Origin of the sequence: Mixta mediterraneensis, from assembly GCF_030283135.1 — a bacterium.
Taxonomy (GTDB): domain Bacteria; phylum Pseudomonadota; class Gammaproteobacteria; order Enterobacterales; family Enterobacteriaceae; genus Pantoea; species Pantoea mediterraneensis.
Map to the genome: position 1 here is coordinate 45,657 of NZ_JASUAZ010000026.1, position 7,542 is coordinate 53,198.

4 protein-coding genes and 3 pseudogenes are annotated in these 7,542 nt (G+C 51.4%); 2 read left to right on the forward strand and 5 right to left on the reverse strand.

The genetic code is table 11. From position 1 onward, the window contains the following. Positions 1–33 precede the first annotated feature (33 nt). Positions 34–666 carry an acyl-homoserine-lactone synthase gene (locus tag QRY16_RS14945; RefSeq protein ID WP_289777156.1) on the forward strand — a complete coding sequence of 211 codons (633 nt, stop codon included), beginning with the start codon at positions 34–36 and terminating at the stop codon, positions 664–666. On the opposite strand, the gene QRY16_RS14950 is transcribed toward QRY16_RS14945, so the two are convergent. The 5 genes and pseudogenes from QRY16_RS14950 to QRY16_RS14970 all read right to left on the reverse strand — a co-directional run bounded on the left by QRY16_RS14950 (position 638) and on the right by QRY16_RS14970 (position 7,234). Beyond that, entirely contained in the window at positions 638–1,387 is a 750-nt protein-coding gene (locus QRY16_RS14950; protein ID WP_289777157.1) for a LuxR family transcriptional regulator, read from the reverse strand. The genes QRY16_RS14945 and QRY16_RS14950 overlap by 29 nt on opposite strands. Positions 1,388–1,718: 331 nt before the next feature. After that, positions 1,719–2,414: pseudogene (locus tag QRY16_RS14955) on the reverse strand (IS6 family transposase). Positions 2,415–2,491: 77 nt separating this feature from the next. Further along, on the reverse strand, positions 2,492–3,445 hold the full coding sequence (locus QRY16_RS14960) for an Rpn family recombination-promoting nuclease/putative transposase (protein ID WP_289777158.1): 954 nt from the start codon (positions 3,443–3,445) through the stop codon (positions 2,492–2,494). Between the two features lie 123 nt (positions 3,446–3,568). Further along, positions 3,569–4,165, reverse strand: coding sequence for a recombinase family protein (locus QRY16_RS14965; RefSeq protein WP_289777159.1), 597 nt, complete (start codon positions 4,163–4,165; stop codon positions 3,569–3,571). A 117-nt stretch (positions 4,166–4,282) separates the two neighbouring features. Next, a pseudogene (locus QRY16_RS14970) lies at positions 4,283–7,234 on the reverse strand (Tn3 family transposase). Between the two features lie 182 nt (positions 7,235–7,416). Here QRY16_RS14970 and QRY16_RS14975 point away from each other — a divergent pair. Next, positions 7,417–7,542 (forward strand): annotated as a pseudogene (locus QRY16_RS14975) (DDE-type integrase/transposase/recombinase); the annotation flags it as partial.

The window sequence follows — 7,542 nt, forward strand, 5'->3', positions numbered from 1 at the left end:
GTGGTAATCAGCCGCGGTTTTAGGGGATAGGGAATGCTGGAACTTTTTGACGTGAGCTACGAAGAGCTAAGGACAACGCAGGCGTCAGAGCTTTACATGCTGCGAAAGCAGACCTTCAGTGACCGCCTCGGCTGGGACGTGGCCTGCAGTCAGGGAATGGAATCGGATGAATTTGACGGGCCGGGCACGCGGTATATTCTTGGACTTTATGAAGGGCAGCTAATCTGCAGCGTCCGGTTCGCCGCGCTCAGTCAGCCAAATATGATAACTCACACCTTCCGCGACTGCTTCAGTACGGTAGAGCTGCCTGAAGAGGGGACCGAATCCAGTCGTTTCTTCGTGGACAAGGCCCGCGCGCGCAGCCTGCTGGGAGAGAGCTATCCGGTCAGTCAGGTGCTGTTTCTGGCCATGGTTAACTGGGCGCAGCAACGGGGACATGCCCGCATCCACACCATCGTGAGCCGGGCTATGCTGACCATCCTGCGCCGCTCCGGGTGGCAGATCTCCGTGCTGAAGGAGGCTCATCTGACCGAAAAAGAGCGTATTTACCTGCTGACGCTGCCGACGGGCCCGGAGGATCAGCTGCAGCTCTCAGGTTCTGTTATCTCCCGTACGGGCTGTCCGCCTCAGGCGGTGGTCACCTGGCCGCTGAGGCTGCCGGTCTGATGAGATCCAGCTCAGCGCCCAGGCGGATGGCCTGCCGGGCGTTAGTGACGCCCAGTTTGGAAACCACGTTCTTGATATGAAACTTCACCGTGCTCACGGAGATACCGGTGATCGCCGCGATTTCCGCATACGTTTTCCCCATGCTGGCCCAGTAAAGCACTTCATTTTCCCGCACCGTAAAAATCGCGCCGTCAGTATTTTCAAAGCGCCCTCTGGCCTTATCAGTCATCGATCCCGTGAGTTTATACATCTGCGCGTTGAAGTCGATCAGCAGCATCTGGAGGGCACCCTGTTCTGCTGAAATGCGGGCTTCGAGCCCTTCCTGACCGATGCCGTTGATGATAAGCGACAGCAGCGCAAGGTTATTCATGTGATCGTGAAGCACAAACGTAAACCCGTTGACGATGTTATACTGACGCGAGAGCGTGAAAATTTTGGTAAACCGCAGGTCGGACATCAGCGTGATATTTTCGTCCCACGAAAAAGGCGAGGTTCGCTTAAAAGCAGAAAGAATAACGGGATCGGTCAGCTGAAAGTTGTTGGCCCGGTAGAGGTGAATCCACTCGTCCGGATAACTGGAGATTATAAGAACTTCTGAAGGTTTTTTTTTGTTTACGACGGTGTAGGCATACTCAGGTGAGCCGTATGGTTGCAGCTTTCGCTGAATATAAGCCTGCAGCGTCTCTGTAACCGTGTTGTTTCCAGTAAAAAAAGCAAACATCACTGCTCCGGGTGGTTTCGTATTGCCGGTTTAATACCATACCTGCACTAAAGCACAGTAACATTAATACTTAAGCATAACTTACAATCGGAAGGCAAGCAGCTACAATAGCTGCAAGTTGTTGAAGCAGAAAAAAAACCTGACCTTACGGTCAGGTCGCTAAAACAGCCAACACCAGGGAAATCCGGTCAGACAGTACGCAAACAATAAAGTCACCGCTGGCCGGATCCACATTTTGCCACTTCCTCATGCCTCCAGTCAAATCATAGTGTTTCAGCTGGTTCTGTCGCATTAGCGTAGGCAAGTCAGAAAAAGTTGTGCTGCCGATATTTTAGGCAGCCAACAAATAAAATTGTTCCGCTGGTGACAATCTGTCGCCGGCGGGATGCTGAAGTTGTCCTTTGCGTATCATCTGTACCAACTCAATGCCTGCTAACAGCGTCTGCGACCGACGAAATGATGTAAATCCCAGCATCGGCCGTATTCGCCGTTTGATATTCCGATGGTCCTGCTCAATCAGGTTGTTCAGGTATTTGCTCTGCCTGACAGTGATGATGTCTTCTTCTGGTTTGTCAGCGTAGAGCGTGGACAGCGCCGCCGTATTGGCGCCACTTTTATCGATAGTGACCACCCCGGGTTTGCCGTGATAACGAATGGCCTTGCGAAAGAAACGCAACGCAGCGGCGGCGTCCCGTTTGGCGGTCAGCAGGAAGTCGACGGTTTGACCTGCCGTATCTACCGCGCGGTACAGATATTTCCACTGGCCTTTGATTTTGATGTAGGTTTCGTCCATGCGCCACCGCCGACCCACGGTGCGCTTATGCCGACGAAACGCCTTATCCAGCAGCGGCACCAGACGGATAACCCAGCGGTGAAGCGTCGAATGGTCAACAATAATGCCGCGCTCGGCCATAATTCTTCGAGATTGCGCAGGCTAAGGGCATAAACCAGATACCAGCGAACGCATTGAGCAATAACATCGAGGGGATAAGTGCAGGCGTTTGAAAGCTTTACGTATCAGAGGCATGAGCAGGCAATATCATAACAAAAAACAGCATGTTACCTGATGCCGTCTTAATGCGACAGAACCGTCTCAGGAAAGGGTTAGTGGCGGATCTGCGCCAGGTCGTCTTCAGACAGACCTGTCATTTTCATGACGGTATTGCGGTCGATGCCGTTTTCCAGCATGGTACGGGCAACTTCGAGTTTGCCTTCCTGTTTGCCTTCATTGCGGCCTTTTTCAATACCGCGTTGTTCACCGAGCTGCAGGCCTTCAGCCCTGCCCTTCTCGATACCCTTCTGTTCAAGTTGTTGAGCGATGGTCATAAGTGCGTCTCCGTGTTGCGGCACACGCTGTGCCAGTTCGCGTACAAAAGCTTCGGCGTCGGATGTTTCGCCTGCCTGCACTATATAGTGTACCAGCGATATGACCTGCGATGAAGACAGATATCCCGCCAGCAAAATGGGCGCCAGCCGGTCAACCAGTTCTGCCAGGTCCCGCTGATGAATATGTTTCTGCAGTAAGGTCAGGGCGGCCATGCTGCGATGGCCAGCAATTTCATCATCCGGAATGACCGTAACGTCTACCAGCGGGAAAGCGCTGTTGTAGAGTTCACCGGCCAGCGCCGGATCGTCAAACTCATCCAGCCAACGGGTGGAGTACGGATACGGGCTGCGCTTACCCGTATAGAACAGCACCGGTATCACCAGTGGCAGTTTTTTATGCCCTGCCTCCAGGTGGCGCTGCATGGCGTCCACCGCATAGCGTATCAGGCGGAAAGCCATATGTTTGTCCGGCGTTGACTGGTGCTCGATGAGCACGTGGACATAACCATCACCTGCAGTGGTTTTCAGGCTGTAGAGGACGTCGCTGAAATACTGGCGGAGATCATCCTCAACGAACGAGCCGGATTCGAGTTTCAGCGTGCTGAGATCGCAGACTGCACGCAGCTCTGCGGGCAGGTGGATTTCCAGGAAATCCCGTGCAATATCCGGTTGCGTCAGGAACTGCCTGAACGTGGCATCGTGGGGGGTGGGTGTGCTGCTTTTCTTTTTCATCAACCCTGGCTCTGAAAAATGACCCTAAGATGTTATCACAGCCAGGAAAAAGCTAATATTGGCGGTGAATGGAATTGCCATTCCTTCAGGGAACTGTGCCGGGGTGGTTCGGTCCCCTCCCCTTTATTCTGGTAACTCCGGGCTGACTGCATCGTCTCGCAGGCGCATGATGGTTTGTCTTGAGGTACCAAACTCGCGGGCAACGGCGCTGATACTGGCACCCGCTTTCAGGTGTTCAAGCGCTGCCTGCCGCTGGTCCGGGTTCAGCGCCGGTGGCCGGCCAAACCGTTTGCCCGCTGCTCTGGCCCTTGCAAGGCCTGAATGCGTGCGCTCAATCAGCAGGTCTTTCTCAAACTCAGCGACAGCCGAGATCACCTGCATGGTCATTTTCCCCGCCGGGCTGGTCAGATCCACGCCACCCAGGGCCAGGCAGTGAACCCTGATACCCGATGCCGCCAGTTGTTCCACCGTTTTCCTGACGTCCATAGCGTTTCGTCCAAGACGATCCAGTTTAGTGACAATCAGAACATCGCCATTTTCCATTCTGTCGAGCAGGCGGGTAAATCCCGGGCGCTCGCTGGCAGCAACGGAGCCACTGATGTGCTCCTCGAGCAGCCGCTGGGATTTGACGGCAAAACCGGCAGCCTCTATTTCCCTGCGCTGGTTTTCCGTGTTCTGCTCCAGTGTGGAAACACGGCAGTAGGCAAAAGCGCGTGACATAGTTAAAATCCCGTCCGAAAAGTATGTCCGAATCATAATGCATATCCGAAATTAATTTCACTTACTTTCGGACAGTATTGAGATCCAGTGTACGAAACCGAACAGTTTTGGACACCATCAGGCGGCCAATGCCAGCCGCTGATCCATGTTCAACTCGATACGGCCATACGGATTAACATGGTGTTATATCAATGGCGTCAGACCACGCCAGTCTTCTTCGGTCATTCGCTGACGCCAGGTCGGCTCCGACAGCACATTCTGGATCAACAATGTATTGATGTAGACCAGACTGATTTGCAACAGGTGTAATGAGAGCATAGATAGCTCCTGATCCGCAGTCCGGTTGCTGGTGAATTCTCCGTATTCGCCATAAAAAATAAAATTATTGGCGCTGTTCCAGTTTTCCACGACATTGAGACCCGCATTAATTTCGCAACGTAGCGACTCATCATGCAAATAACGGCAGAGGAAGATGGTCTTAATCGCTTTGCCCAACTCAGCCAATGCCTTATAGGTTGGATGCTGGATGTTATTGCGGGTGAATCGCCTCAATATTGCCTCGGGTTCGGCTGTTCCGACTTTAAGTGCCGCTGTATATTTGATTATTTCGTCATACTGCTGTGCGATCAGTTCCCAATCGATCCCCCGGGTTAAAATCGGGGTAAGGTGCGGGTACAACGATGCATCTTCCTTTTCACACACATACAGTTTCTGTCGGGCGATAGCTTTCAGGCGCGGCAGTAGATCGAACCCCAAAACATCGCTGAATGCAAAGGCCACCTCACTTTGCCCGTGGCTGTCCACATACTGGTGGTTGATCTCCATGTCAGTACAGTGGCGCAGAACACCCTCCATCATGGCAGCCACCTCCGATGAAGAACATCGACGCAATTGTGAATAAATACATGTGGAGTGCGTGTCCACATGCCAGTAAATCATCACGCCACGCCCGCCATAGCGCGCATGCCATTCGGTCATCAGATTTTGATCATAGGCGCCAAATTTCCGGGAGTCTGCGGCACAGGATGTCGTCGCATTCCCCCATATGGCCGGCTGACGAATACGGAAAATACCGTTCACGATATGTGAAATCGCTGAGCGCAAAGCATCTTTTTGAATAAACCGCCGTTTAACGTAGCGCAATTCATCATAGTTAACGCGAGGTTGCTGGCTGGCAATGCGTTTCAGTCCTACATTGGTACCGAGGCCAAACAGACATAACAACATGCGACGTTGCAATACCTCAGGTTCAAGAACTTCCCGGCTGGCAGATGTGCGAAATAACGACGAGAAATGTTCCCGTATATCGACTTCCTTGAGTATGTCTATTAACTCCAGATCGGCCCACCGATGGCCAATCTCCTGCTTCAGCGCAGCTGTGTTGGGAGGCTCACTCTGTTTGTCCAGTGGAGTCAGGTGAATACGATTTTTTCCTTGCTCCCTGATGCGAAGTTTGGGGTTATCTGGCAGGCCATTATTTAGCGTGCCGAGCCAATGGCGCATCCTGTCTTTGATTTGAATAATAAAGGTTGTCGCATCGGTAGGAGCCTGCAACAGGGAGTAATAATAGGTCCGGTTAGTGGCAAAGTCCTCCGGGAGATCCTCAGCTGGATCACGATAACGGTCAGCGCCTGTTACCCAAATTTCTTTGTTACGCAGACTCTTACGTAAAGCTCGTAAAACGCAAATTTCATAGTTGATGCGATTTATTCGTTCTTCGCCTGATTTGCTTTGTTCGATGACAATATCCCGCCATTTTTTCTGAATAATACCGTCAACGGGTACATCGCCCACAGCGTAGAAATACTTATTGCTGGCCCTGTTTTCTTTAATGATCTGAATGGCATCAATAACGGGTCGATACAGCGCATTACCAGACTGAAATTCAAGCCTGTCCAGCACCGGCATCAACATGCGTCGATAGTGGCTACCGTAAGAAGAACGCATGGATTCATGGACTTCCTGTTCGGTATTTACCCCCAGTGTTTTGAATTCATCGACCAGATTTTGCAGCATTTTCTGAGAAACGACAGGATAGACAACCTCTTTTATGACACCGTCCGGCTGGTCAACAGTGGCTTCGGCCATGCGAAACAGCAGACGCGCCTTACCCCTGACTTTTTTAAACGCTGCGAACTGCTTTTTATCGACTTTTTTTTCAGCCCGGGTACCGAGGTTATGGATCAGTACCATCAACATTTCAATCAATGCATCGGTCAACTGTTGGCGACGACGCCAGCAAAACATGGCCACCATACTGTAACGGATCGCCGAAGGGTGTCGACGAAGCTCCCTGATCGATTCACTGGCACACCGTTGTTGAAACTGCACGATGAATTTAGGAGATATTCCCTGAAAAATACCCGGCTGTAGCGCAACGTTATCAAGGCATTTTAGCTGGGCGATGACGGAAAGAACATTCTCCAGACTGGCTCTTCCCGGGTCGGCTTTGAGTCCACTCAACGTGAATTCGGTTACTCTGTCGGTACCGGGCTCTTCGGCCGACAATAAATGGTTGATGGCAACCTTACTGTCGAGTGAAAGGCGGGTAAATATGATGTTTTGCTGTTCTGTTTCGAACTGGTGCACAACTGAACGAATAATCCGATCCAGGTGATCGGCTGCGGGACGTTCAATCTTCTGCTCCTGACACCAGTCAGAAACAAGCTCACGGCCATGTAGAGCTTGCGGGTTTAATGGAAGGATAAATTCGGTTAACCAAGCGGTAAGCTGCGCTATATCGTTTTGATTGGGGAGTCTGACCCCCAAATAGCGACGAATATTTTGTCGGTGACGCTGGGCCTGTCGTCCCTGAAGAGGGTAATTTTCGAAGGGCACAGAAGTACATCCAATCTGTTCAGCAATAACGCGCACTATTCCTGAGGGGAGTTCGCTTATTGATTCAGGGTAATGGCCATATGTTTGTCGGAATTTCAATTGAATGGCAAACCCTAAACGACCAGCATCGGTCATGCCTGGCAGTAAGGAAAGCTCGTCAGCAAGCAAACTCCAAACATCCCTTTCATCAAATGGCTGATCCTGTGACAAAATTCTAACTCCCTGAATCATCAGTGGGTAATCGCTATAGCAACCATTTCACAGGTAAGTGATTTTTACTCAGATCCAGCTCAAAAAAGTCAGATGTCGCATTTTGTAGCTTCGCTCCCACTGGGCCTATTCAGAGGAGCAGATTAACCCCTGGATCAATTTTCAACCGCTGGGGTGGATCAGTTTTGCACCGTTGGTAACAGCTGGTTCATTCTGACCAAGGTAGTCAGTACACAAGCCATGAGTGGCAGTCGTTCCTGAAATCACACGGTCTGGAGGGCAGTATGAGCCGTCGTGGTAACTGTCACGACAACGCAGTTGCAGAAAGC

Excerpts from the sequence above, each read along its gene's own strand:
- QRY16_RS14945 (WP_289777156.1), top strand. The coding sequence starts at position 34 with ATGCTGGAACTTTTTGACGTGAGCTACGAAGAGCTAAGGACAACGCAG.
- QRY16_RS14950 (WP_289777157.1), bottom strand. The coding sequence starts at position 1,387 with ATGTTTGCTTTTTTTACTGGAAACAACACGGTTACAGAGACGCTGCAG.
- QRY16_RS14960 (WP_289777158.1), bottom strand. The coding sequence starts at position 3,445 with ATGAAAAAGAAAAGCAGCACACCCACCCCCCACGATGCCACGTTCAGG.
- QRY16_RS14965 (WP_289777159.1), bottom strand. The coding sequence starts at position 4,165 with ATGTCACGCGCTTTTGCCTACTGCCGTGTTTCCACACTGGAGCAGAAC.